This window comes from Pseudomonas syringae pv. tomato str. DC3000 (assembly GCF_000007805.1).
Taxonomy (GTDB): Bacteria; Pseudomonadota; Gammaproteobacteria; order Pseudomonadales; family Pseudomonadaceae; genus Aquipseudomonas; species Aquipseudomonas avellanae.
The window spans coordinates 66091-91539 of the sequence record NC_004578.1 but is presented as its reverse complement, the minus strand read 5'-3'; the positions used below and the strand labels follow the sequence as shown (position 1 = coordinate 91539).

Below are 25449 nucleotides of genomic sequence, written 5' to 3'. Positions count from 1 at the left end.
GTGGGCCTGCATCTTAACGAGGGCGGCGATGATCTCGCCGAGAACCATGAAATCAACGTGACGCCGTTCATCGACGTCATGCTGGTGCTGTTGATCATCTTCATGGTGGCCGCGCCGTTGGCCACCGTAGACATCAAGGTCGATCTGCCGGCTTCCACCGCCACGCCGCAACCCAGGCCCGAGAAGCCGATCTTCCTCAGCGTCAAGACCGACAAAAGCCTGTATCTGGGCGAAGAGAAGGTGGCCCGCGAGCAGATTGGCCAGGTTCTGGACGCCCGCACCAAGGGCAAGAAGGACACGACGATCTTCTTCCAGGCCGACAAGGGTGTGGATTACGGCGACCTGATGGACGTCATGAACACGCTTCGCGGTGCCGGTTACCTGAAGGTCGGGCTGGTCGGGCTTGAGACGGTTGGTAAGAAATGATCAGTACGCGCCAGAAACTGACGCGCTATAGCGGTAGTCTGTTGTTGGTGCTGGCCGTGCACGCTATCGCAATCATTGTTGCCGTTCGCTGGCCCGCCTCTCAGGCGATCGAGTTGCCGCCGGCAGCGATGATGGTCGAGCTTGCGCCATTGCCCGAGCCAGCGCCGCCGCCACCGCCAAAGGTTGTTCAGCCGCCGCAGCCGCCCGCGCCCGAAGAGCAGGTTCCCATGCCGGAAGTCGCGCAAGCGCCGAAGCCGGAAATCGTGGTGCCCAAGAAGGTCGAGAAGCCCAAGCCAAAACCGCAGCCGCCCAAGCCGCAGAAGAAGCCTGAGCCACCTCAGGAAAAGCCTGCTGACGAAAAGCCGGTCGATACTCCGCCGAGTACAGCCAAACCGGAAAAATCGGCTGCTCCGGCACCAGCGCCTACGCCTTCGCCGCCCAGCACCGCATTGCCTAGCTGGCAGGGCGACCTGCTGAGTCATCTGGGCAAGTACAAGAAGTATCCCGAAGACGCTCGCCGTCGCGGTATGCAGGGTGTTGCCCGTTTGCGGTTCGTCGTGGACGCTGATGGCAACGTACTGTCCTACTCGATTGCCAACAGCTCGGGCAGCCCGGCACTGGATCGGGCAACGATGGAAATGATCCGTCGTGCGCAACCATTGCCCAAGCCGCCGAAGGAAATTCTCAACAACGGCACCATTGAAATCCTCGCACCGTTCGTTTATTCGCTGGATAAACGCTGAATTGCACTTTTGTTACTCATGAGTGCTTCTGATAACGTGCGTCTATCGATCGCACCCGCTATGCTGGGGTAGCAACTTCATGGACGCACGTTATGACTCTTACAGAATTGCGCTACATCGTTACGCTCGCCCAAGAGCAGCACTTTGGTCATGCGGCCGAACGCTGCCACGTCAGCCAGCCAACGCTGTCGGTGGGCGTCAAAAAACTCGAAGACGAACTGGGTGTGCTTATTTTCGAGCGCAGCAAGAGCGCAGTGCGCCTGACTCCGGTCGGTGAAGGCATTGTTGCCCAGGCCCAGAAAGTACTGGAGCAGGCTCAAGGTATCCGTGAGCTGGCCCAGGCAGGCAAGAATCAACTGACCGCTCCGCTGAAAGTCGGTGCGATCTATACAGTGGGCCCTTACCTGTTTCCTCACCTGATTCCACAACTGCACCGGGTCGCCCCGCAGATGCCGTTGTACATCGAGGAAAACTTCACCCACGTGCTGCGCGACAAACTGCGTAACGGCGAGCTGGATGCGGTGATCATCGCCTTGCCGTTCAACGAAGCCGATGTGCTGACCCTGCCGCTGTACGACGAGCCGTTCTCTGTCCTGATGCCTGCTGGCCATCCGTGGACTCAAAAAGAGACCATCGATGCCTCGGCCCTCAATGACAAGAGCCTGTTGCTGTTGGGCGAAGGCCACTGCTTCCGTGACCAGGTGCTGGAAGCCTGCCCTACGCTGGGTAAAGGCAACGAAGGCGCCCGGCATACGACGGTCGAGTCCAGCTCGCTGGAAACCATTCGCCATATGGTCGCTTCCGGATTGGGTATCTCGATCCTGCCGTTGTCGGCAGTCGACAGCCATCACTATGCGCCCGGTGTAATCGAAGTCCGCCCGCTGACGCCACCCGTGCCGTTTCGTACGGTCGCCATCGCGTGGCGTGCCAGCTTCCCAAGGCCGAAGGCTATCGAGATTCTCGCTGACTCTGCACGTCTGTGCTCGGTTGCGCGTCCGAAAAACGTCGCGAGCTAGGCAGTAGAGAGATGAGCGAGCTTTCCAGGGTATCGGTCACGGCACTCAAAGGTGTCGGTGAAGCGATGGCAGAAAAGCTGGCCAAGGTTGGTCTGGAAAATCTGCAGGACGTGTTGTTTCATCTACCGCTGCGCTATCAGGACCGGACTCGCATCGTACCTATAGGTGCGTTGAGCCCCGGTCAGGATGCGGTGATCGAAGGCGTCGTGAGCGGTGCCGATGTGGTGATGGGCAAGCGGCGCAGCCTGTTGGTGCGACTTGGCGACGGCACCGGTGTCGTCAGTCTGCGTTTTTACCACTTCAGCAATGCCCAGAAAGAAAGCATGAAGCGCGGCACGCACCTGCGTTGTTTCGGTGAAGCGCGCCCCGGTGCTTCCGGGCTGGAAATCTACCACCCGGAATACCGTGCGATCACCGGCGATGAGCCGCCACCGGTCGAGCAGACCCTCACGCCGATCTACCCCACGACCGAAGGCCTCACTCAGCAGCGTCTGCGCCAGTTGTGTCAGCAGAGCCTGGCGATGCTTGGCCCGAAAAGCCTGCCGGACTGGCTGCCGGAAGAACTGGCCCGCGACTATCAACTGGCCCCGCTGGATGACGCGATTCGCTACCTGCATCATCCACCCGCTGACGCCGACGTGGACGAACTGGCGCTCGGGCATCACTGGGCGCAGCACCGTCTGGCCTTTGAAGAGCTGCTGACCCATCAGCTTTCTCAGCAACGGCTGCGCGAAAGCCTGCGTTCACAGCGTGCACCCGCACTGCCCGTTGCGAAAAAACTGCCGAAACAATTTCTCGCCAACCTGGGTTTTGCGCCCACTGGCGCGCAGCAGCGTGTCGGCAAGGAAGTGGCCTACGACCTGAGCCAGCCCGAACCGATGCTGCGCTTGATTCAGGGTGATGTCGGTTCTGGCAAGACCGTGGTCGCCGCATTGGCTGCGCTGCAGGCACTGGAAGCGGGTTATCAAGTGGCGCTGATGGCGCCGACCGAGATTCTGGCCGAGCAGCATTACATCAACTTTCAGCGCTGGCTCGAACCACTTGGCGTGGATGTGGCGTGGCTTGCCGGCAAGCTCAAGGGTAAAGCGCGTGTGACCTCGCTTGAGCAGATTGCTACGGGCACCCCCATGGTGGTCGGCACTCACGCCTTGTTTCAGGACGAAGTGCAGTTCAAGAATCTGGCACTGGTGATCATCGACGAGCAGCACCGATTCGGTGTTCAGCAGCGTCTGGCGCTGCGCAAGAAGGGTATTGGCGGCCTGATGTGCCCACACCAGTTGATCATGACTGCCACGCCCATCCCGCGCACGCTGGCCATGAGCGCCTACGCTGACCTGGACACCTCGATTCTCGACGAACTGCCGCCCGGCCGAACGCCGGTCAATACGGTGCTGGTCGCCGACAGCCGCCGCCTGGAAGTCGTCGAACGCGTCCGCGCCGCCTGCGCCGAGGGGCGCCAGGCGTATTGGGTCTGCACGCTGATCGAAGAGTCCGAAGAACTGACCTGCAAGGCTGCTGAAACGACGTACGAAGAACTCACCAGTGCTCTGGGTGAGGTTCGCGTCGGGTTGATCCACGGGCGCATGAAGCATGCAGAAAAAGCCGCGATCATGGCTGAATTCAAGCAGGGCGCGCTGCAATTGCTGGTGGCGACCACGGTGATCGAGGTCGGTGTCGACGTGCCGAATTCCAGCCTGATGATCATCGAAAACCCCGAGCGTCTCGGCTTGGCTCAACTGCACCAGTTGCGTGGACGCGTCGGACGCGGCAGTGCCGTCAGTCACTGCGTGTTGCTGTATCACCCGCCACTTTCACAGATCGGGCGGCAACGGCTGGGCATCATGCGCGAGACCAATGACGGTTTTATCATCGCGGAAAAAGACCTCGAACTGCGCGGTCCTGGTGAAATGCTCGGAACCCGACAAACGGGCCTGCTGCAATTCAAGGTCGCCGACCTGATGCGCGACGCCGACCTGCTCCCGGCCGTACGCGACGCAGCGCAGGCGCTGCTCGAGCGTTGGCCGCAACATGTCAGCCCGCTACTGGACCGATGGCTTCGTCATGGCCAGCAGTATGGCCAGGTGTGATGCAGGCTACGCTTTGGAAACCGCGTGCGACCGAAAACGAATAACGTGGTTATACTTCAAAAAATGTAGGAATTTGGACAAAGCCCATGACAGAAGTTGCCCACGTCAATGATTCTCACCATGCACCGCCCGTGATTCGGCAGTTGCTTGAAAAATTGGCCATCAGCTATAACGAAGTCATGGACGACAAAAGTCTGCCTCCGGCGCGCAAGGTTCAGGCTGTGCTGGTTGAAGACGCTGTCGGCGCCTTGCTTATCCTGTTCCCGCAGAGCCAATTGCTCGACCTGAGCCGCATCACCGAGCTGACCGGACGCCAACTGACTGCCGTGCCCCATGATCGGCTGGCGCGCATGCTCACCAAACACAGCCTGCAGGTGTTGCCGGGTCTTCCTGCGTTGACCAGTTCACCGTGCCTTTACGACGATCGCCTGCTGCAAGAGCCGACACTGCTTGTGGGTTCGGGCGAAGCGGGCCTGCTGCTGGAAATCAGCAGTGACGATTTCAAAGGCATGTTGAGCAAGGCCAGCGCTGCGCACTTCGGCCAGTCCGTGGCAGCGATCCATCCGAACCTTGATCGTCCTGATGATGATCCGGCAGAAATTACCCAGGCCATGCGCGCCTTCACGGCGCGCCGCATCCAGCAGCGACTGGAAGCGACTCTGGAGATCCCGCCGCTGGCCGGCACCGCACAGAAGATCATCAAGCTGCGGGTCGATCCTGATGCAACCATCGACGACATCACCGGCGTGGTCGAAACCGACCCTGCACTGGCGGCACAGGTCGTCAGCTGGGCGGCATCGCCGTACTACGCATCGACCGGCAAGATTCGCTCGGTCGAAGATGCCATCGTTCGCGTGCTGGGTTTCGATCTGGTCATCAACCTGGCGCTGGGCCTGGCGTTGGGCAAGACCCTCAGCCTGCCCAAGGATCAGCCGCAACAGACCACGCCTTACTGGCAGCAATCGATCTACACCGCAGCGGTCATCGAAGGCCTGACCCGCGCCATACCGCGCGCCAAACGCCCTGAAGGTGGTCTGAGCTACCTCGCCGGCCTGTTGCACAACTTCGGTTATCTGCTGCTGGCTCACGTGTTCCCGCCGCACTTCACGCTGATCTGCCGACAGCTCGAAGTCAATCCGCACCTGCACCACAGTTACATTGAGCATCACTTGCTGGGCATCAGCCGTGAGCAGATCGGTGCCTGGCTGATGCGTTACTGGGACATGCCGGACGAACTCTCCACCGCGCTGCGCTTTCAGCACGACCCGCACTACGCCGGCGAGCATTATGCCTACGCCAACCTGGTGTACCTGGCGGTACGCCTGTTGCGGGCGAACGGCGTAGGTGCCGGGCCGGAACAGGAGATCCCGGACGAGCTGTTCGACCGACTGGGCCTGAGCCGCGAAAAAGCCAATGAATCAGTGAAAAAAGTGCTGGAGGCAGAGGTCTTGCTGCGCGAGCTGGCGTCGCAGTTCAGTAAGTAGATGGTGGCCTGCTGGGCAGTGCCGACGTTATCCACCACTCCTGAGGCGCTTGAAAACGGTGTTTCTGCCCGTAGAGCGTCGGAGCCTCAGGAGCTTACGACGGCTGCGATGGGCTGCGAAGCGGCCCTGAAACCGGCCACCCGGGTTGTTTCTGGTGCACCGAGTCGCTCAGGCCACTCCTTCAGCTTTTGGCCAGAATCAAACCAGAACTGTGTAAAGCTGAACGTCAGGGCTCACCTTCATCCCCCGGCAAATCCTCATCCAGATGCAGCCATGGCAATCTGTTCTCTATCCAGATATGGCGAGACGGCACGGCCAGTTCGGGCTGATCTAGCGTTGCGATGGTCACGTCCATTTCGTTCGGGCTGTTGCGGGTGAACAGTGCCATATGGGCGCCGCAGTTGCCGCAGAAATAGCGCACGCAGGTTGCAGCAGAATCGTAAGCGGCCGGGCTTCCTGTCAGCCATTTGAATGAGGCCAGCGGCACGCTGATCCAGGTCACGACGGTTGCGCCCGAGGTGCGCCAGCAGATGGAGCAGTGACAGTGCGCGATGTCCTTCAGCGGCGCATCGAACTGATAGCGAAGCCTGCCGCAATGACAGCCACCTGCGTGTATCTCGCTCATCCGCATTGCTCTCGTTCATGGGCCATAACCCTTGTGACAATAAAATTTGCGCAACTGCCGATTGAAAGGTCGGTGAAAGCTTGGGCCATTAGCATCGCTTCACTTCCGGCAAAAAGACCGGGTAGCCAGGAACGGACTCCAACGTGTTTCAGGCCCAATTAACAACAATAATGGTGATTCCGATGCTTGCTGATTTCTTGATGTGCACCCCTCTTGCGCCCCCACTCCACGTACCGCTCCCGCTGAGCTGACTCGTTCATTTCATCGTTTTGTAGCCGTATTACGTCTGGAGTACTCCCATGCTGACTTTCCTTGGCTTTGCCATGGTCATTGCGTTCATGTACCTGATCATGAGCAAGCGCCTGACTGCGCTGATCGCCCTGATTCTGGTCCCGATCATCTTCGCCCTGTTCGGCGGCTTTGCCGCGCAGATCGGCCCGATGATGCTCGCTGGTATTACCAAGCTTGCGCCGACCGGCGTGATGCTGATGTTCGCCATTCTGTACTTTGCGCTGATGATCGACTCCGGCCTGTTCGACCCGGCCGTGCGCAAGATCCTGAAAATGGTCAAAGGCGACCCGGTGCGCATCTCGGTCGGTACTGCCGTGCTGGCGCTGGTGGTGTCCCTCGACGGTGACGGCGCAACCACCTACATGATCTGCGTGGCCGCCATGCTGCCGCTGTACAGTCGCGTTGGCATGAGCCCGCGGATCATGGCCGGTCTGATCATTCTGGCCGGTGGCGTGATGAACATGACGCCCTGGGGCGGCCCGACCGCTCGTGCGGCCAGCGCCCTGCATGTCGATGCATCGGATATCTTCGTACCGATGATCCCCGCCATGCTGGCCGGTGTGGTTGCGATTCTGGCAATTGCCTACTTCTACGGCAAACGCGAACGCGCTCGTCTTGGCGAACTGCATCTTAAAGGCGATGAAGTCGATCACAGCGAAATCAGCGTCTCGCAGTTCCCGGATGCCCGCCGTCCAAAACTGATCTGGTTCAACGGCGCACTGACCCTCGCACTGATGGTCGCCCTGATCATGGGCCTGTTGCCACTGCCGGTCCTGTTCATGATCGCGTTCAGTATCGCGATGATCATCAACTACCCGAACCTGCAGGACCAGAAAGACCGTGTTTCGGCTCACGCCGGTAGCGTTCTGGCGGTGGTCGGCCTGATCTTCGCGGCGGGTATCTTCACCGGTATTCTGACCGGCACCGGCATGGTCGATGCGATGTCGAAAAGCCTGCTGGCAGTGATCCCGGACGCGCTGGGCCCTTACCTCGCCGTCATCACCGCGCTGGTCAGCATGCCGTTCACCTTCTTCATGTCTAACGATGCGTTCTACTACGGCGTATTGCCGGTGCTGTCGGAAGCCGCTGCCCACTACGGCATCAGCCCGGTCGAAATGGCCCGCGCTTCGATCGTCGGTCAGCCGGTTCACCTGCTCAGCCCGCTGGTGCCATCGACTTACCTGCTGGTTGCGCTGGCCGGTATCGAGTTCGGCGACCACCAGCGCTTCACTCTGAAATGGGCGGTTCTGGTGTGCATGTGCATCCTGGTTGCGGCGCTGCTGATGGGTATCTTCCCGTTCTATAGCAGCATGTAAGCCTCGCAAGCGCTCACAAAAGCTCGCCGTCGACTTGAACGTTGACGGCGAGTTTTGCGTTTGAGGTGTTCGAATACTTGAAGGCCGATGCTGCAACGCCTCGGCCGGATGACTACGAGTGATCGCCTCCACTTGCTCCAGATCCGCCAGGGCACGCGCTACGTTCAGCCGCCTTTATCGCTGCCAGCTCACTGGTAGTTGATGCCCGTGGCGTTCTTTTCAGTGGCGCTGATCTTCTTGTCGGTGGAGTCTTCACGGCCAGCCTGGATGGCCTCGAGCACGTCCAGAAGCTGCTTGCGCGCGGCTTCCCGAGCTTGCAACGCTTCTTTGGCTCTGAGAAGCCCTTCGGCGCGTTGCATTCCATTTTGCTGCTCTCGCATGCTGTTGATGCTTTCAGCAACGCGTTGAGCTGTCTCTTTTTGCCTGTGCAAATCAGGATTGGGTGTCTGATGATCACCGTAGGCTTCAGCCTCTGTCGGCTTTGTTTGCTTGGCATTGAACCTTGCCCCGTTCCTCTCCTCTCGGCCAGGTCGTCCCTTGGCAGACCTGTCCGCGCGAGGACTGTGGCGTTGCGCGTGATCCAGCGCAATGCCCAGCAAACTCAGCACCGAGCCTGCGGGAGGCCGCCGAGGTAATGATGACGAAGCCGTATCGCTCTGCGCATCAGGCTCTGATGGATTCGACGTCGTCGTGACCGCGTTGGGCGTCGGGTCCCAGGGAGTGAGCTTGCCGGCGCTGTCCTGCATATAGACCCTGACAAGGTTCAGGTCGTGATTGGGGTCAGCCTCAAACGCCAACACAGGTTGGAGCGTCGAGGGGCGCGCTGAAAGAGCCGGGACACCGAACATGTTGCTGCCCAAGGAGGCGAGCTCGAACAGTTTCCCTTTCTCGATGCTGGTGCGGATGTGGTCACTGATGGCGCTACGCACCTTATTCAACCACTTGATTGAAGCGGCATTGATCATGCGCGTGGAGTTGGGAATGGAAATTTTGTCTGTGCCTTGTGCGGACGAGCCCTTGCCCGCGGCTGACGTGAGCGGCGTAATGTTCATTGAGTAATCTCCCTTTATCGCTGCTGAGTGGCGATTCGCGGTGATGAGTTCCTCACGGATATATAAAGGCTCGTCGCCGCCTTGATCGTGGGTGGCGAGTTTTACGTCTGAGGGTGCTCAATTACTCGAAGGCCGATACTGCAACGCCTCGGCCAGATGGCTGCGAGTGATCGCGTCCACCTGCTCCAGATCCGCCAGCGTGCGCGCCACTTTCAGCAGTCGATGAGCTGAGCGCAGCGACAACGTCAGGCGCTCGCAGGCCGTTTCCAGCCAGCGTTCGTCGGTGCTCGACAGCGCGCAATATTGGCGCAGCCCCGGCAGATCGAGAAACGCATTGGCGCAGCCCTGACGTTGCTGCTGGCGTGCGCGAGCCTGCGCAACCACTGCGGCAGCGCTGGCGGTGTTTTCGCTGGTGGTCGGGTCAGGGTTGAGCGCCGTAGCCTCGCGGGCGACCGTCAGGTGCAGGTCAATCCGGTCCAGCAACGGCCCGGACAGCTTGTTGCGATAGCGCTGCACCTGCTCGGTGGAACAACGACAGCGCCCGGTCGGCTCACCGAGATATCCACAGGGGCACGGGTTCATCGCCGCCACCAACTGAAACCGCGCCGGAAAGCGCACGCGATCCCGTGCACGGGAAATCACGATATGCCCGGACTCCAGCGGCTCACGCAGAACCTCCAGCACACGGCGATCAAACTCCGGCAGCTCATCAAGAAATAGAACGCCGTGATGGGCGAGGGTGATCTCGCCCGGTTGCGGACGACTGCCGCTGTCGGCTTTCGAAATAACTGAGAAAGGGCTAGGCTAGAGGCCTTTGTTGGCCATAAAACGCTTCTGAAATTACTGAGAAGAATGTCGGTAATAAATGAGACCAGATAAAAAATGATCGGAAATAAATGCGACCAAATTAAACCGGTCCGGAAGATCAAGCCGACTCGCCGTAGCATTTCAGGAGTGATGGCTTTCAAGGGGCTCGGTGGTGTTGCTTTCGAATCGTCGTTGGAAAGGGATTTTTTGAAACGGATGCGGTTCTCTCACCAGGTCGAGTCGGTTATCTCCCAACCGGTTGAGGTTCCTTTCACCGACTCTTTGGGCCGTCCCCAGATCTACACTCCTGATTACCTTGTTTTCTATCACCAGCAGCACCTGCCCTATTTCGGCGCAATGCAACCGCTGCTGGTGGAGGTCAAGCCGAGGGAGCAATGGGTAGAAAATTGGCGAGACTGGTCAGGTAAATGGAAGGAGGCTCGCCGGTTGGCCCGTAGCCAGGGGTGGCAGTTCCGCATTTATGATGAATCGCGCATTCGCGGTCTCCCGCTCGAAAACATTGTGTTCCTGGAACGTTTCGAGCGAATGATTTTTGAACAAGGCGACATCGTTGCTGTGTTGAAGACGCTGCGTGAGATGGAAGTCGCCCCAGTGCACTACCTTCTGGCACGGCACTTCAATGGTATTTTCCGTGACCGGGGCGTGTCGCTGCTTTGGCACTTGATCGCCACGCGTCAGGTCGACTGCGACATCACCGAACCTCTGAACCACGATCTCGAACTGTGGGTCCCCGATAATGAAACTGTATGAAGACGACACCAGCGAGCACCTGGTTCCGTTTGAACCTGCTCGGTCACGCGTTGCCATTGAAGTCGGCGCGATGGTGCGCCGGGACAAGGAGGTTTACCGGATCGTTCAAATCCTAGATCTACAAACGGTGATCGGGACCGAGGTCGAGACGGGCCGCAGTGCGGCCCTTCAAATTATCGACCTCAGAGCTGTAGATCCGGAGAAACTGGACGGGCTGTACGTTAACCACGATATCAGCAGCATCAGTTCGGATGCCTGGGCTATAGCGCAAAAGCGCTATTCCGCGATTCTGCCTTTATTGGGCAACACGGTGTTGTCCAAAGAGACAGTGGCAGCGCGTGCGAAGGCCACCGGGATCAGCCCGGCAACCCTTTATCGTTGGCTGGATCGTTACAGTCGATGGAATGAGGTTCTGGCTCTTGTTCCGCGCAAGCGCGGTTGGCGCGAGGGCAGCACACGTCTTTCTGTCGAAGGAGAAAAGCTCGTACAGGACGTGCTGGATGATTACTACCTGACGGTGCAGAGGTACACGGTTCAGTCCACGATTTCGGAGATTGAGCGCAGAGCGCGAGCGCTCGATATCCAGCCTCCTGGCGCATCTGCTATCAGGGCGCGGATTAGGCAGATTCCCGAGGTGGTGAAGCTTCGTCGGCGTGGTTATGCCGAGCAGGCGAACAACAGACACACTCCTTCAGTCGGACAGTTTCCGGATGAGGGCTATCCGCTGGCCGTTGTGCAGATCGACCATACCCCGGTCAACCTCATTGTGGTGGACGAACGACATCGCAAGCCAATTGGCCGGCCTTGGCTCACCCTCGCCATCGACGTCTACTCCTGCATGATCGTTGGTTACTACTTGGCGTTCGAGGCGCCTTCCGAGACATCTGTGGCGATGTGCATCGCACATTCAATACTTCCCAAGGAGGCTTGGCTGGCTGCTCACGACATTCGTGGTGAATGGCCTGTTTGGGGGTTTCCACGAACAATTCATACTGACAACGGTGCTGACTTCCGGGCGCAGAACATCGTGGATTCCTGTAAGAACTACGGGATAGACAGCGTCTTCCGGCCATCCAAAGTTCCAAAATACGGTGGTCGAATTGAGCGGGTGCTTGGCACTTTCATGAGAATGGTGCATGAGCTGCCAGGCACTACCTTCAGTAACCCTCAGGAACGCGAGGGCTATGATTCGGATGCTAAAGCCGTTCTCACGATGGCGGAATTCGAGGTATGGCTGGTTCGATCAATTTTGAAGTACCACCAGACCTATCACAAAAAGATCCACATGAGCCCTGCTCGCAAGTGGCAGTTGGCGTTCTTCGGCAATCGGGAGGTTGATCCTCTGGTCAGTGTGCCGGCGCGGCCCACCGATCCTTTGGCTGTCCAGTTGGATTTCCTACCATCGGTTCGCAGGACTGTGCAGACGTACGGTGTGCAGTGGGATCTGTTCTACTATTCCGAAGCGCTGCGTCATTGGATCAATCAAAAGGATCCCGCGACCGGGAAGGCAATCAAGTTGCTCTTCAGGCGTGACCCGAGGGATGTCAGCGTCATTTGGTTCTATGACCCTGTTCTGAAGCAGTATTTTCGCGTACCGGCCTCATACCAGGCATTCCCTGCGGTGACGCTTTGGGAATATCACGCTGCCAAGGATAAAGCTGTCAGCGAAGGGCGGGGGAACATTGACGATGCATTGATCGCCGAGTACGCCGTCGAAAACCGAAAGCTAGTCGAGGAGGCTTCTGCGACCAGCAAGAGAGCTCGCAAAGACGCTCAGAAGAGTCGTACCCACAGCAAGAAAGGTACACCGGCCCAACCCACAAAGCCCGTAGCCAAGCTGGTGCTGGATCTCGTGCAGGAGGATTCTGACCTGCTTATGCTTTCGGAAGTCGAATCGACAGGTGAAGTCGAATGAGCACATACGACCACATCCATCCTGATTTTCGACCAGTGTTGCAGTTGAGCGACCGGGAACGGATCCTCTTCATAGGAGAGGAACGTTGGATAGGTTATGCATTGGCTCGCACAATCCTCGACACGCTCAATGATCTGATCGTCATGCCCAAGCGAGCCCGCATGCCTAATTTGCTGATCGTGGGGGATTCCAATAACGGTAAGACGACCGTTATCAGGCGATTTCAGAAAACGCATGGCGAAGGGTACGTCGACGAAAATGATGATCCGGTCCGCCCCCTGATTTTGGCAGAGGCCCCATCGACTGCTGACGAGAAGGCGCTGTATGTGGCTCTTTTGGAACAGCTATGGATGCCTTACAGGATCACGGATACCAAGTTGGCGTTGCGCTACCAGGTTATTCACTCCTTCCGCGAGCTTAAGGTCAGAATGCTGATCATTGATGAGTTCCATTCATTGCTCACAGGCTCTGCAATCAAGCAGCGTGAGGTGATGAACGCTTTGAAGTCCCTCTGCAACGAGCTGGTGATTCCAATCATTGGTGTTGGAACCACGGATGCTGTTCGCATCCTCCATCATGATCCACAACATGCCAGTCGCTTCGATGTTATCAAGCTCGATCAATGGAAGCTCGATCCCGAATTTCAGCGCATGCTCAAAGGCTTTGAGTCGATACTGCCTTTGAAAAAGCCTTCTGGGCTGGCACATCCAGACAAGGCTCGGCGTGTACACGCGATTTCCGGCGGTAACCTTGGGAATGTACACCGGCTTCTGATGGAGTGCTCGAAGCAGGCCATAGTCTCCGGCAAGGAATGCATTGACATAGAACTCATCGAGAGCATGTCATGGTTGCGTCCTACTCGTGGCATCCGGGAGCAGTCTCTGTAAACCCGGTCTGGCCTCTTAGTAAACCGCTGCTTACGGACGAGCTTCTGACTTCCTGGATTATCAGGATGGCTCTGGCTCACGGCTGCTCACCAGCAGCGTTGACAGCAATCGCATGGCCTGGCACTAGGGCTTGGGCAAGTGATTTGGATCGATCTGTTTCAGTGAGTAGGCTTGCGGTTCTGAGTAAGCAGTCGGGTGTGCCCTGCGCAAGCTTGCAGTCTGCTACCCTCAAAAATGTTATGACTTCGATTGTGCGTCAGCCGCACAGATTACTGCGCGCAAGCTGGCCTTGGCTGTCAACGCCAACTAAAAAGTGACCCCCTTCCGTGCTAAATCGCCAACTTAGTTTTGACCCCCCTCGGGTTCATATTTTCGAGCCGGTTCGGCCCGAGAAGATTTGGTTCCTGCTTTGCGCTTGTCCTTGAGTCGATAGCTTTCACCTGTCATCTGCACGATATGGGCATGATGTAACAGCCTGTCCAGCATGGCCGCTGTCAGTGTTTGATCATCCGCAAAGGTTCCGGCCCACTGGGTAAACGGCAAGTTACTCGTGAGGATCAGGCTGCCTTGCTCGTAGCGCTTGGCGACAACATTGAAGAACAGGTTGGCTTCATCACGACCAAACGGCAGGTAGCCGATTTCATCGATGACCAACAACCCAGGGGCCATCACCACACGACTGAAGTATTCCTTGAGCCGTTCCTGGCGGTGCGCAGCGGTCAGTTGCAGCATCAAGTCAGCCGCCGTGACGAAGCGGGTTTTGATACCGGCCATCACTGCCCGGTAGGCCAGGGCGATAGCCAGGTGGCTCTTGCCTACACCACTAGGCCCCAGGAACACGATGTTCTCGGCACGTCCAACAAAACTCAGTGCTGCCAGCTCCTGGAGCTGTGCCCGGGGGACGCCGGTGGCAAACGCGAAGTCGTATTGCTCCAGCGTTTTCACAGCGGGCAGCGCGGCAGTTTTCAGCAGGGCCTGTCGAGAGCGTTCACTTCGGGCATCGGTCTCGGCAGCCAGCAGCTTTTCGAGGAAGTCGGCAAAGCTGTCTTCGCCGCTTGCTGCTTGTTGGGCCAGGTGCGGCCAGTCCACCCCGACGCGCTCAAGCTTTAGCCCCTTGCATAGTTCTGTCAGGCGAGCATGTTGAAGGTTCATGCTCTCACCTCCAGCAGTTGCTCATAAACCGACAGCGGATGCTGCAAGCTCTCGTACGGCAGGACCCGTCCCAGGCGTAGGCCTTGGGCGGGTTGTGGGCGCAGGCTCTGTGTTGGCAGTGGTAATAGTACCTGCTGCTCTTGGGCCAGACGTACCGCCGGTTGAACACCCGTCGTGCCGTGAATCCGCTGATGAGCGACTTCGTCGAGCCATTGGCCGATATGTGCGTTGGCCGTCACCACATCCAGCGTCAGACCCGCACTCTTGAGCGTAGCGGCCAACGGGGTAATGAAACTGCCCTTCAGATACCCGTTGAAGCGCTCAACCTTGCCCTTGGTCTGGGCACGGTAAGGGCGGCAGACCTTGGGAATAAAACCAAACTCATCGGCCAGCGCAGCCAATCGGGGATGCCAACGGTGCTGGCCCTCCCCAAAAGCATCTCGCTCGGTGATGATGGTTCCGGCGTTATCAAACAATGCCTGCTCGGGCACGCCGCCAAAGTAAGCGAACGCCTCCCGAAGCCCTGTCAGCCAGGCTTCGCTGTCCTCTCGCTCGGAGAAACGGACAAAGCTTGCTCGACTAAAACCAAGTGTCGCCACGAACGCCTTAAGCGGCTGACGGCCTCGTCGAATGGTGGTGAAGTCCACCTGTATCTGCTTGCCGGGCAGTGTCTCGAAACGTACCACCGGCTCTTCTGCCTTACGTTTGAAGGGGCGAATATAAGCCTTCAGACGACTGACGCCGCCGCTGTACCCCAATGCCGTGATCTCACGCAGCAGGACGGTCGCCGGAATCCAGTGTGGGCGCGCCGCCTCAATACGCTCGTGCAGGTAGTCCTTGAAGGGGTCGATTTTGCACGGACGTGCGGGTCTCACCTTGTCACTGGGTAGCGACCGGGCCTTTCGCAGGTACTTGCGCACGGTGTTACGCGAAATACCCAGCTCACGGGCGATGAATTTGATGCCATGGCCCTGACGGGCCAACACTTTAATTTCCACAGACTGCTCCTGGGTCAACATATTGGCAGCTCAAAGCCGCCAGTTTTACCCAGGGGGGTCAATTCTAGGTTGGCGTTAGGGGGTCATTTTTACAGTGGCGGTGACACTTGGCTGACGGTACTGGGTTGTCGAGGCGGTCATCATAGCGGAGGGCTGCAATGCTGCCCGGATTGCATTGCGCAATCCAATTCACGTTTTTTCATCCAGTGGCGTTTGGCCTGGCATACCTGCTGCCCTATACATGGGGTGCAGTTGATTGAGCGGTGCGGGCATTGTCTGGCGCCTATGCAACCGGAGCTGCTGAGAGCCGGTGCTTCGCTCAGTGATTGCTACAGGTGCGGTGCTGCGCTAAGCGATGGCGCTCGGTGCGACGCTGCAGAAGCTGCGCTGGCTTTCCAGATATACGTGGACGAAAACATTGGCCGCTGGCCCTTGTACGGCTCATCGCCACTCGACTTTCGCGATTGGTTAACTGTTGCACGAACTTTGGTGAGCTTTGCTCAGGCAGCAGTGCGTCGCCATAGCGCTGCGGCTGAAAGATTCTTCGAATCACTAGGTATACCGCTTGAGTCCCTTCAACCGATTCCGTTGGGGTTGCCCCTTGAATACCTGTCTCCCGCTGAGCGCTCTGTCCTGCTCAGCATCGTGTGGGTGATAATGTCAGCCGGGCCACAAAGATTTATCGAAGCGGCACGGCATGAGTCACTTCCAGCCTCGACGCTGCATTTACCCACCAGTGGTTCTCCTCCAGTTTTGCTGGATCTGGTCGCCGCATTGCAGTCGCCCAGGCATCATCTGGTGAGCGGTGTTGACCGTGAACATCCCAGTAGCCCCGCGCAAACGCTGCGTATGTGGTTGCGACTGAAACGAAAGGTCAGACGACGTGGTATCCGTTGAACATTTGGCTCGCTGTGAATGCGACGGCTGCGGCCGTGCCATTGAGCAGCCTAAGAGGATTTACCAAGAAAAGCGCTATTGCGGCAACTGCTACCCGCGGCTGTTCAAGCGTCGACTATGTCCTGCCTGTGGCAATTTCGCCAGACTCCCGACATTCGATAAGACCGCTCGCTGCAGTGCCTGTTTAAGACGCGGTTCTTGTGCCCGATGCAACAAAGTCGATTTTAAGATAGGGCGGATCACCCCCTATGGGCCTGTATGCAAACCCTGCGCAGTGCACTTTCGTGAACCGGCAATCTGTGACGCCTGTGGAACGCTTTCTCAGCGAACAGCGAGGAACTCGCTGACCGGCAGATTGCTCTGCCCAAAATGCAGCGGCCCTGCTGCCGAAACCTGTCCTGATTGCCGGCGCCATCGCGTACTGATTTCGGAACTTGATGGTCGCAAGCGCTGCAAGGTATGCATTGAGCAGGGTGTGCTTGCGTGCGCGACTTGTGGTGTCAGCACACCAGCCGGGCGAGGCAAGGAATGTGAGAGGTGCTATTGGGAGCGAACCTTCCAAAAGCGCCTGGCAATCAATACCAGCGGTTTAAGCGTGCTATCTATGGCGCAGCGATTTGAGCGTTTCGGAAACTGGGTTTTGCTTGAGCTCGGACCCAAGGCTGCGGCCTTGAAAATCAACACCTATTACAAGTTCTTTAAAGAGCTCGAAAACGTCTGGCAGGGTGTGCCTCAGTACTCTCAGCTGCTGCGGCATTTCTCAGCCGAAGGATTGCGCCGTTCTCGTGTGCCGATGAGCTGGCTGAGCGAGTTCGACGGATTAGTGGTGTGCGAACAAGCCCGTGAGGAGGATTCGGAGCACCGACGTGTGCAGGGCATCATGGAGCAACCCCGAGAGTCTTGGCCTCAGCAGTTGATCACTGGTTATCACCGTATGTTGCAAAGTCGGCTGGCGGCCGGTGACATCAGTTTACGGTCCATCAGGCTCGCCTTGCGATCTGCTTCTGACCTTCTGGATCATTCGCGACTGAAGGCTGCCGCCATGATTGACCAGAAAGTACTCGACGGCTATTGGCGTAAGTCGCCGGGGCATGTGGCAAGTGTCACGGGGTTCGTCGGGTACTTGAATCAGGTCTACAACGCAGGGCTGAACTCTCGCCCGGATCCGAGGTGGGCAAGGCAACAGAAACAAGCGAAGCGCGAGAGAGAGCTTGTCGAATTGCTGCCACAACGCGACGAGACTAGCGATTTTGAGTCACGATGGATCGTTAAAGCCTTGGCTTATTTCCATGGGATTGGCAGGGTCAGTCGCAAGGGGCTGGTATATACGCCGGCAACCTACCAGGGGACTGCTGGATTCAACATCGAATGCTCACAAAGGGTGCTCTGGGTGCCATCAGCGAGCACCTATGAGCGAACCATAGAAGAATGATGGTGAGTCATGGAGGCTGACCTGCTGTTTGCTTTCGACCTGACTGCCACGTGGAGATTTACAGGCATGGCGGTCTTCCTTGGAAAAAGCTTGCTGAAACCTCAATCCTCTCGCGCTTGACCACCGCGGGACACTAGTAGTGACGGGACAGAGATCCAGGTTAGCTGAGCGTGATCCCAAGCTCGCTGAATTTGTTGATGAGGATGCTCCGGTAAAGAATTTCTTTATCGTGTTTGCCGTGGTTGAAGGTGACGTAGTCTGCTGGGTAGAGCTTGTTGAGCTTGCTGAACACCCCTCTGTAGCCAACGATTCTTCGGCACAGCTCGTTGACGAAATTTTTGAACGCCTCTTCATTTTCGCTGAATTTCATCAACAGTCCGGCAGATCCGGGGGGTATTTCACCTTTTTTGCCGTCCTTGCGCTGAACCTCGACGCAAAAATAGTTGCCCTTGATGGTTTTGATGCGCACGATCAGTATGCCTCGTCGCAGTCCAGCGCTCCGGTCCAGATACAGCCAGGACCGCACATCTGATGGCAGATCCTCTTCATTTTCGACCGCGAGTTCAACAATACCGAGGGGCGGCTTACTGCTGAATCGCGCCACGGGTGTGTACCAGTCCACGCGCAGAATCTGTTTCGGATTTTCAGCGCCAATCGACTTGAGCGCTTTCCAGATGTCCATGAAAAAGCCTTGGATTTCGAGCACCACGTCGAGCGCAGCCTCATGCTCCTCATCCGATACCGTCTCTAACTTGCCAACTTGCTTTCCACTTCCCGTGCCGGTACCTGCGGAAACTCCATCTGCCTCAGGTGGTGCTGGCCCAAGGCGGCTTTTGTTGGCCTTCACCACGGATTTTGTTTTCTTCACTGGGCGCTTTGCGCCGAGTACTTTAAAAGGCGCCGCTTTCGCCTCATAGATTTCGGCATGCCGATCCGGCTCAACCGTGGATCGTTCTTGGAGAAACTCTTCGAGAGCGGCGCTTTTGATTGGGCGTGGCAGCACGAGCCTTCCCAAGCCATCCACACCTTCGCTGCTGTCGAACTTTAGCTTCTGAAATTCAACTTCCGGACCTTTGGGCATGTTCGTTCCCATAAGATCCAAGCACAAAAACGTTTTCCCGCCATTCAGCCATTTACCCCGGGCGAGGATTTCACCAGGGCCTTCGAGCCAGGGTCGGCATTCGAGGAGTATGGGCTTGCCCGGTGACTGGGAAATAAACTGCGAATTCACTCTCTTTACAGCGCTGGTTGTGCGTGGGTCATAAAGTATATGAGCCAGAAACACCGCATCGAAGAAACGCATTCTCGGGCCGGGGCGAACCAGCCAGACTGGCAGATTACGTTCTGCTACCGGGTTCTGAAAAAGAACGTTAGAAACATCGCTCCAGCGCAAATTGGCTAAAGCCCTGCAAATCTCCATGTTTCTGGCATAGGCACGTACAAAGTATTCGGTGCACGGGATCAGCAGATTGCGACCATCATCGAGCGAGAAGTTGAGAAGTTTGCAGCGATCGTCGTTTCCCAAGATTAGCGGATACTCCTCATCTGCAAAGAGGTGCCCTTGACCTGAAGCGATGAGCGCTCTGCGTGAGGTAGTCCGCCACTTCCCTGCATTGAAGTTGACCGCAAGCCTCTCGGTGTCGAGCTCGGTGTCAGAAATGCAGCGACCATTGCGCCAAATGGTGCCGACCCTGTAATGGGGAAGGCTAGTGAACGGAATGTAGGCCACCTTAAAGTCGCCTGGGACGTTGTCCTTGAGTCTGCGGAACAGCACCACCGCTAGGGGGATTGACATCGCCCTGTTATTGCGCATCGCAGGACCATACCACCAGACAATGTAGTCGCCTGACCAATCTTGAGTTTTGGGATCAGGATTTCTGAGATCTGGCCTTCCGTATGCAAAATTGCAACGCGTCACTGCTTCAGTCACCGACCGCTTTCTCCTGGCTTTCAGCTCAATCTATTCCGCGCTTCATCGGCTCACCGATGTGCTGCTTACTTGATATCACTATCCAGTGTAAGGACCAAGCGCTCTGATGTGAACTCTCTGGGGCCTGTTGTCACGGCAATCGCGTCTTTGGGAAAAGGGCTCTAGCTAGAGCCTCGTCCATCAGAAATAACTGGTGTGAACACCGATCTTCTTGAAACGAATGTCATTAATGGGGCATGACCTGATCTCGTCGCCAGATGGTTCCAGCAATGGCAGCTGGCTTGAAGTCAGTGATGCCTGCAGAGCCCAATGGGGAAGTGGCTTGTAGTGGAGGATCAAGACTAAGCGTTTGCCCGGTGCTGAGCTGTAGCTGTGTGAAATACACATCGTGTGAGTCGTTGATCTTGTTGATCAGACGTCCAAACAAGCGGCTACCTCGTGCGATTGCCACGTTCTCGTAGTCGTCGTAAACATTCTCGTACACCATCGCCGCAACATAGTTCGGGTCCACACGCTCCAGCGTCAGATTGAGGAACGTCCCTTCAGTTACCTCATACGGTACGCTTACGGGGCGCTGAGCGACTGCCGCCGGCTGTTGAGCCTGCGCCCAACCTGCAAAAATCAATACGTGAGTCACCACAGTGACCCAAACGAGTTTTTTACCTACCATCAATAACTCCTGACATCAGCGAGCCACCACGCGCAAACAACTCGCATTGGACGAAAAATTATTTTATGAATCTACTTGGGCGATCATCAATCGTCAGCGTCTGACTGCGCCTTGCGAGGCACCGATACCGACGGAGTGAAAAACATGGTGCGTTGAGAGGCCGGCATCAGGATGTCAGTTGACTTGATGCTGCTGCCTTTGCGGCGCTTGGTTCGCCTATCCTTGTCGAAGACTTCGATGTCCTTGCACAGGATCGGCAGGTGAAGCGCTTCACGAACGATGCTCTCGTTAGCCATAGTTCCGTTGGCCATGCCCCTCATCATCATTCTAAACGACTGCGTTGGCCGGTCGTAGATCTTGCGTGGCAGAAGTTCAGATAGCTCCGTCTCGATCCGCTTGCCGGTCACGCCATCGAAAAAATGCTCTTCACCGAAACCCAGGTTTCGCTGATCGGTCACCTGAATGTCGCGCTTGGTGTCGTAGCCAACAAACAATGCAGGCGTCATGGAGTGCGAAAAATGGTTGCCGTACTTCCAGTGGATTTCTTTCATTACCGCATTGGCGCGATAGCTATTGGCGAGGTGGATGAACCAGTAAGTCCTTGGATTGGAACCGAAGGGTGTAATAAAAAAGACCGTCATGAATTCCGCACCGCTTTCTTTCAGAATACCTTCTGCCAGAAATCTCTGTATGAGGTGCTGCCATTCCCGGCGCATCGTGGCCTTGAATGAGGGAAGCTTTTCCCAAGGAATGTATTTCTCAAGATCGATGTTTTGCAGTGCCTTGCGGTTTTCATCTCGTTCGGACAGATAGTCAATCAAACTGTCTACGTTGAATGTTAATAATACCTCAGCATTATCCACTTCATTGAAAATGGTTCGAATACTCGAAAATGGCACATCTTTATACGCGTATTGATCCAGCAGAAACAGCGCTCGTTCGGAAAGCTTGAATTTCTTGATTTTATTAATCAGAGCAGGAAGCGCATTGGTAAAACGCGACTTGAGCAGAAATACATTCTGATCAATGAGGTGGCTGTACCCCCTTTCAAAAAGCACGCCACGTAAATAATCGATGTTGTCTTTCTTGATGTCTACGAAGTAGTAGTTGGCTGCAACCTCGCGATCTTGCCGCCTTAAAATGTTCAGCTCGGCAACGGTTTGTCGAACTGTATCCAAGGCAATGATCGGCGAGCCGTAGTGGATGCCCATTCCGTCATCATCTTGGTAAACACCACCTCCGCAGAAGCCGTCTATGATATTTATCCCAATCTTGGGAATTCGCTGATTACTCATCACGACTGTGATGTAAGTGCGGATATAGTCCTCAATGATTTTGTGCTTTATCTTGCTGTGCGGGTCAATCTGGGGATACGTTCCTGTGGAAATATTCCATTTATATTTTTCATCCTTGGCCATGCGGTCAATCCCTAACTCAGGCTAAATTTAAAAGAGGTATCTCATCCCAGGTTTGACCGTTCAACAGTCGCCCATTGGCTTTCTTCGAGCGTTTGACGCCATCTGCCCCCCAGCCTCCCCATTGTTTGAAGAAGAAGGCCGAGCCCGATACGTCGCACTGGCGATGAATGTTATCGACCCATTCCTGCTGCATTGGGCGTGCCTTGTTACCTGACTCACCACCGACAATCACCCAGTGGATATCGGTCAGATCAATCTCGCCTAAATCCTCCAGAAGAGGTTCTGCCGAGAGAAACCTGATTGTTGCATTTACCCGGCGCAGGCAATCAATACGAGGAACACCGTATGCCTTGTCCTCAACCGAGACGCCCAGCCAGGCATTGGTCGGTGGTGTGCGCTTGCTAAAGTAGTCTGCGAGTCTCTCCGCCCGTTTTGTCAGAATTTGGAAGGTATGTTGCGTTGCTTCGCGAATTACCTCAAAGACCTGATCGATATAGTGATCAGGGACTTTTTCATGAAATAGGTCAGACATCGAATTTACAAAATAAATAGTCGGCTTTTTGCGCTGAAGTGGTTCTCGCAGTTTTTCCGGGCGCAGGCTAAGTTTAAATCCATTCTCGTAACCCGGCGTACCCATCGCTTGCAAACGATGAGCCATGTTTTCTGCATAACAATGCTTGCAGCCCGGCGATACCTTGGTACACCCAACAATAGGGTTCCAAGTCATTTCAGTCCATTCAATGCTCGTCTGGGTACTCATTGCATTTTCACTCCTGTCGTCATGCAGGAAAGTCTTAATCATGGGTTTGAAATAACACTCGCCGCCGAAGTGGCGGAGCATATATTCTAATCCCTTCCAAGTTTCAAGCATACCACAAAGTTTTCAAAAAACCAGGAAAATAGTCCGGCGACATAAATAAAAGTCAATTTATTTAGATATATAAGACAAGCGGTGATAGGGCGAATGTTACTTGTTGCTGTTCATGCTTATCACCAATAAATTGATGGGATTCATTCTGCACAAAGTGCCCATCGCTCGCTTGCTCTTGGCCAATTAGGTCTGACAGGTTTCTTTGTCCGACCTTCAACGTCAGTATCCAAGTTGTATATTTTTCCTTCCTTCACGAGCTCTTTAAAAGCGAGCTGGAAGTCCGTAGGGTATAGGTCCGTTTCTTCCAAAAAGCCCGCCCAGCACTCATTGTCTATGAGCATCGGGCTCGCCGAGAGCTTTGTGAGCAAGAAGGTCTTTGCAAGCGTTCGGTTGTCTTGAGCAGCCGTTGCCTCAGGCGGCTCCTCGATGGTGCCGAACAGGTCGTCGATAGGCGCGCGCTTGCTCGATTGATGTCGCAACTTTGTCTCAAACTGACTGACGCGTTGAATCATGTGCATTTGCTCAGCGGCTTCTTTGAAGACAATCAGGCCTTTTGGATGTCGGGTGAGATAAATCAGGAAATACAACACACGATCCATACCAGGACGCTCCACCGTCACATGTGCCGACCTGCCACCGTAAAGGCTTCCAATGGCTTGGCGGTACTGCGCGACGATAATGCGCTGTCGCTCGGTCGCCGACTCTTTACCCGAAAAGCTGACCGGTTTGCCCAACAGCTCTTCCACGTTTGCCTGCTGGGCTTTCATCGACATCGCTCTGTTGATGAAGTCATACATCAGGTTGATGAGAAACTCTGCTTTTTTCAACGCCAGTAGTGGAGCAAGCACCGGAGCATTGATGACCTTGCGCCACCCTTTAGGGTCGATAAAAAAGAAGGTGAAGTTATGCGATGCCCATGCGGCAATCTCAGGAATTTTGGTGGTGTAATCGCCTTGGATGCAGTCTGCTGCAACGCAGGAACTCGAATCGTCGTCGAGAAAGCTTTTCAGCTTTGAGAAGGCTTCTTTGTTTTTCTCGATGTATAAGGCGCGAAATTTAACTTTGCAGCCATGGACCTCTTCGAGCGACTTGGCGCAGTCTTTCATCAGCTTCAGTGAAATACCAATAGAGGTGTCGCGTAAATCCTCTGATTCTTCAGACCACGGTCCAGCGAAACAGTCTACGTAATTGATAACTGTTTCATTTCTGCCAATAATCATGAAAAGCCGTTGGAGATAGGTCTTTAGAATCGTGTGCTTTACGTAAGCCTGTTCCCGACCGTGGTACTCCACTGGTATCGCCGCCATAACACTTCCCTGTTGATGCGCTCGTTCACTGGTTAGCTAGACGAACAAGATGGATATTTCGTAGTGGCGATACGATATCTGAGCCGTTACGGGATGGCTACGCTGAGGACGTCCAGCGAGCTGTCGCTTTCTTGGTCATTACGCCCTAACAGAAGCATTCCTTCTTTGGCTTGTGTGAGCAATTCCTCTACCCGATTTGTTCCGGGGGTAGTCGAAAGCATTTCGATGGGCATTCTACCTGAAAACTGCGACTTGGGTTTGGAGAGCCAGCACTTAGCTTTTTCGACGTCCCCACAGAAAGATTCTGCGAGGGCCAAGATATGTGCGATTCGATAGAGGTAATCACTTTCGCTGTTACTCAGCCGTGCATCGCTCGATTGCAGTGGCTGTACGTCAATATTCACGATTCCAATAGCCCGCAATCCCTGAAGGCTGCTCCCTGTCAGCCCCGTCTCCACCAGCTCGTGGAGCTGCCCATCGGTTGCATCTGTTGAGATGTTGAGATGTTGAGATGTTGAGATGTTGAGATGTTGAGATGTTGAGCAAATATCTCAAGCGGTGGCGATAGGTGCGAGAGAAGTCTTGCCGCGCAGCCACCCCGATCCTCGCCTGCCGCGTTGCCAAGTCTGATATCGGCCTCAGGATGATTGAGCGTCCGACAACATCAACCGCCAGATCATCGCCGATTGCCAAAGCCATTTGGTTCAACAACTCACTTGGCAAATTGATGATGAGATCGCCGCTACAATCGTTGGTCTCTTGGCATTGAATCGTCCACAGATGATGACTACTCATATCCGGCCACCTCGAACCTTCTAATGACGATGTATTTCAGCCTGGAGTTGCTCACTATCACTGCCCCACGAGGGCGTTGAGCTCATCAAGAGTGATCCCCTGTCGATTGCCCCAGCCAAGTAAAACGTACACGGTGTTCTTGGTCAGGAAATAACCTGCCGATTCAAAACCGATCTGAAAGGATATGCGCACCCAATCGCGGGGTTGGTAGCGTCCACGGCTGTCGAGACAACACACAGCGCGTAGACCAAAACCGGTTCCAATCCACGCGTGTGTAGCGCATTGAGTTCTTCGGCGTTGACGTCAATGTCCAGAATGGTCCAGTCGCTGACCAAGCAATATGGACGGGAAGCGAATTTTTCCTGTACAGCAAGGGCGGCTTCCTTTAGGGATAAACTGCACCCATCTGTCGGCTTACCTTGTCCGCTGAAAAGCCTTGCCAATCCTGTCAGGTTCATCATCAGTTCCTACCACATCAGCGATGTGCGTACATTCTGCGCTTCCTCATAAGACAGCGCTGGGGTCGTCCGATCCGGTCACATTTCTATCGGAGCCCTGA

The 25449-nt window shown here is 55.8% G+C and carries 24 protein-coding genes and 1 pseudogene; 12 read left to right on the top strand and 13 right to left on the bottom strand.

Annotation, left to right across the window (positions count from 1 at the left end; all coding sequences use genetic code 11):
• The 5 genes from exbD to PSPTO_RS00365 all read left to right on the top strand — a co-directional run bounded on the left by exbD (nt 1) and on the right by PSPTO_RS00365 (nt 5756).
• Nucleotides 1-426 carry a TonB system transport protein ExbD gene (gene exbD / locus PSPTO_RS00385; protein WP_005613239.1) on the top strand — a complete coding sequence of 142 codons (426 nt, stop codon included), beginning with the start codon at nt 1-3 and terminating at the stop codon, nt 424-426.
• Entirely contained in the window at nt 423-1169 is a 747-nt protein-coding gene (locus PSPTO_RS00380) for an energy transducer TonB (RefSeq protein WP_005613236.1), read from the top strand. The genes exbD and PSPTO_RS00380 overlap by 4 nt, the downstream gene beginning before the upstream one ends.
• Before the next feature lie 92 nt (nt 1170-1261).
• Entirely contained in the window at nt 1262-2185 is a 924-nt protein-coding gene (locus tag PSPTO_RS00375) for a hydrogen peroxide-inducible genes activator (RefSeq protein ID WP_005769579.1), read from the top strand.
• An 11-nt stretch (nt 2186-2196) separates the two neighbouring features.
• Nucleotides 2197-4272 (top strand): ATP-dependent DNA helicase RecG, encoded by a 2076-nt coding sequence (gene recG / locus PSPTO_RS00370; protein WP_011102979.1) that lies wholly within the window; start codon nt 2197-2199, stop codon nt 4270-4272.
• Between the two features lie 86 nt (nt 4273-4358).
• Nucleotides 4359-5756, top strand: coding sequence for an aminoacyl-tRNA deacylase and HDOD domain-containing protein (locus tag PSPTO_RS00365; protein ID WP_005769583.1), 1398 nt, complete (start codon nt 4359-4361; stop codon nt 5754-5756).
• Between the two features lie 226 nt (nt 5757-5982).
• Here the strand turns inward: PSPTO_RS00365 and PSPTO_RS00360 are convergent, their stop codons facing one another.
• Nucleotides 5983-6381 carry a GFA family protein gene (locus PSPTO_RS00360; RefSeq protein ID WP_011102978.1) on the bottom strand — a complete coding sequence of 133 codons (399 nt, stop codon included), beginning with the start codon at nt 6379-6381 and terminating at the stop codon, nt 5983-5985.
• A gap of 299 nt (nt 6382-6680) precedes the next feature.
• Between PSPTO_RS00360 and PSPTO_RS00355 the strand changes: the two genes are divergently transcribed.
• Nucleotides 6681-7988: a CitMHS family transporter gene (locus PSPTO_RS00355; RefSeq protein WP_005769588.1), complete on the top strand. Its 1308-nt coding sequence runs from the start codon at nt 6681-6683 to the stop codon at nt 7986-7988.
• Between the two features lie 188 nt (nt 7989-8176).
• Here PSPTO_RS00355 and PSPTO_RS00350 read toward each other — a convergent pair whose 3' ends face one another.
• Entirely contained in the window at nt 8177-9040 is an 864-nt protein-coding gene (locus tag PSPTO_RS00350) for a type III effector (RefSeq protein ID WP_005769591.1), read from the bottom strand.
• A gap of 117 nt (nt 9041-9157) precedes the next feature.
• A pseudogene (locus PSPTO_RS00345) lies at nt 9158-9808 on the bottom strand (ATP-binding protein); the annotation flags it as partial.
• Nucleotides 9809-9922: 114 nt separating this feature from the next.
• Here PSPTO_RS00345 and PSPTO_RS00340 point away from each other — a divergent pair.
• Genes PSPTO_RS00340 through PSPTO_RS30590 form a run of 4 tightly spaced genes read left to right on the top strand, consistent with a single transcriptional unit; the run spans nt 9923 to nt 13737 of the window.
• The gene (locus PSPTO_RS00340) at nt 9923-10618 is read left to right on the top strand and encodes a TnsA endonuclease N-terminal domain-containing protein (protein ID WP_223862839.1); all 696 of its coding nucleotides are present in this window, start codon (nt 9923-9925) and stop codon (nt 10616-10618) included.
• Nucleotides 10605-12533 carry a Mu transposase C-terminal domain-containing protein gene (locus PSPTO_RS00335; protein WP_044392641.1) on the top strand — a complete coding sequence of 643 codons (1929 nt, stop codon included), beginning with the start codon at nt 10605-10607 and terminating at the stop codon, nt 12531-12533. The genes PSPTO_RS00340 and PSPTO_RS00335 overlap by 14 nt, the downstream gene beginning before the upstream one ends.
• Nucleotides 12530-13420 (top strand): TniB family NTP-binding protein, encoded by an 891-nt coding sequence (locus PSPTO_RS00330; RefSeq protein ID WP_011102975.1) that lies wholly within the window; start codon nt 12530-12532, stop codon nt 13418-13420. Before PSPTO_RS00335 ends, PSPTO_RS00330 begins: the two co-directional genes overlap by 4 nt.
• A complete protein-coding gene (locus PSPTO_RS30590; RefSeq protein WP_159229425.1) occupies nt 13378-13737 on the top strand; it encodes a TniQ family protein in 360 nt (119 codons plus the stop codon). The genes PSPTO_RS00330 and PSPTO_RS30590 overlap by 43 nt, the downstream gene beginning before the upstream one ends.
• 25 nt (nt 13738-13762) lie before the next feature.
• On the opposite strand, the gene istB is transcribed toward PSPTO_RS30590, so the two are convergent.
• Both istB and istA read right to left on the bottom strand, forming a co-directional pair.
• A complete protein-coding gene (gene istB / locus PSPTO_RS00320; protein ID WP_005741073.1) occupies nt 13763-14572 on the bottom strand; it encodes an IS21-like element ISPsy4 family helper ATPase IstB in 810 nt (269 codons plus the stop codon).
• Nucleotides 14569-15591 carry an IS21-like element ISPsy4 family transposase gene (istA, locus tag PSPTO_RS00315; RefSeq protein WP_002551322.1) on the bottom strand — a complete coding sequence of 341 codons (1023 nt, stop codon included), beginning with the start codon at nt 15589-15591 and terminating at the stop codon, nt 14569-14571. Before istA ends, istB begins: the two co-directional genes overlap by 4 nt.
• Between istA and PSPTO_RS30585 the strand changes: the two genes are divergently transcribed.
• Nucleotides 15538-16467 (top strand): hypothetical protein, encoded by a 930-nt coding sequence (locus PSPTO_RS30585; RefSeq protein WP_159250468.1) that lies wholly within the window; start codon nt 15538-15540, stop codon nt 16465-16467. The genes istA and PSPTO_RS30585 overlap by 54 nt on opposite strands.
• Before the next feature lie 604 nt (nt 16468-17071).
• Nucleotides 17072-17899 (top strand): hypothetical protein, encoded by an 828-nt coding sequence (locus PSPTO_RS00305; RefSeq protein WP_052507194.1) that lies wholly within the window; start codon nt 17072-17074, stop codon nt 17897-17899.
• Nucleotides 17900-18059: 160 nt separating this feature from the next.
• Here PSPTO_RS00305 and PSPTO_RS00300 read toward each other — a convergent pair whose 3' ends face one another.
• From PSPTO_RS00300 to PSPTO_RS00265, 8 genes are all read right to left on the bottom strand, one after another.
• Nucleotides 18060-19829 carry a hypothetical protein gene (locus PSPTO_RS00300; protein WP_011102972.1) on the bottom strand — a complete coding sequence of 590 codons (1770 nt, stop codon included), beginning with the start codon at nt 19827-19829 and terminating at the stop codon, nt 18060-18062.
• Between the two features lie 226 nt (nt 19830-20055).
• Nucleotides 20056-20499, bottom strand: a complete 444-nt coding sequence (locus tag PSPTO_RS00295) for a hypothetical protein (RefSeq protein WP_011102971.1) — start codon at nt 20497-20499, stop codon at nt 20056-20058.
• A gap of 86 nt (nt 20500-20585) precedes the next feature.
• Nucleotides 20586-21917, bottom strand: a complete 1332-nt coding sequence (locus PSPTO_RS00290) for a three-Cys-motif partner protein TcmP (protein ID WP_011102970.1) — start codon at nt 21915-21917, stop codon at nt 20586-20588.
• A gap of 16 nt (nt 21918-21933) precedes the next feature.
• The gene (locus PSPTO_RS00285) at nt 21934-22677 is read right to left on the bottom strand and encodes a phage Gp37/Gp68 family protein (RefSeq protein WP_011102969.1); all 744 of its coding nucleotides are present in this window, start codon (nt 22675-22677) and stop codon (nt 21934-21936) included.
• A 251-nt stretch (nt 22678-22928) separates the two neighbouring features.
• Nucleotides 22929-24095, bottom strand: coding sequence for a three-Cys-motif partner protein TcmP (gene tcmP, locus PSPTO_RS00280; protein ID WP_011102968.1), 1167 nt, complete (start codon nt 24093-24095; stop codon nt 22929-22931).
• Between the two features lie 86 nt (nt 24096-24181).
• Nucleotides 24182-24499 (bottom strand): antitoxin Xre/MbcA/ParS toxin-binding domain-containing protein, encoded by a 318-nt coding sequence (locus tag PSPTO_RS30580; RefSeq protein WP_158502624.1) that lies wholly within the window; start codon nt 24497-24499, stop codon nt 24182-24184.
• Entirely contained in the window at nt 24489-24890 is a 402-nt protein-coding gene (locus tag PSPTO_RS30015) for an AbrB/MazE/SpoVT family DNA-binding domain-containing protein (RefSeq protein WP_193383851.1), read from the bottom strand. Before PSPTO_RS30015 ends, PSPTO_RS30580 begins: the two co-directional genes overlap by 11 nt.
• A gap of 143 nt (nt 24891-25033) precedes the next feature.
• Entirely contained in the window at nt 25034-25348 is a 315-nt protein-coding gene (locus PSPTO_RS00265) for a DUF6957 family protein (protein WP_226992675.1), read from the bottom strand.
• Nucleotides 25349-25449: the final 101 nt, after the last annotated feature.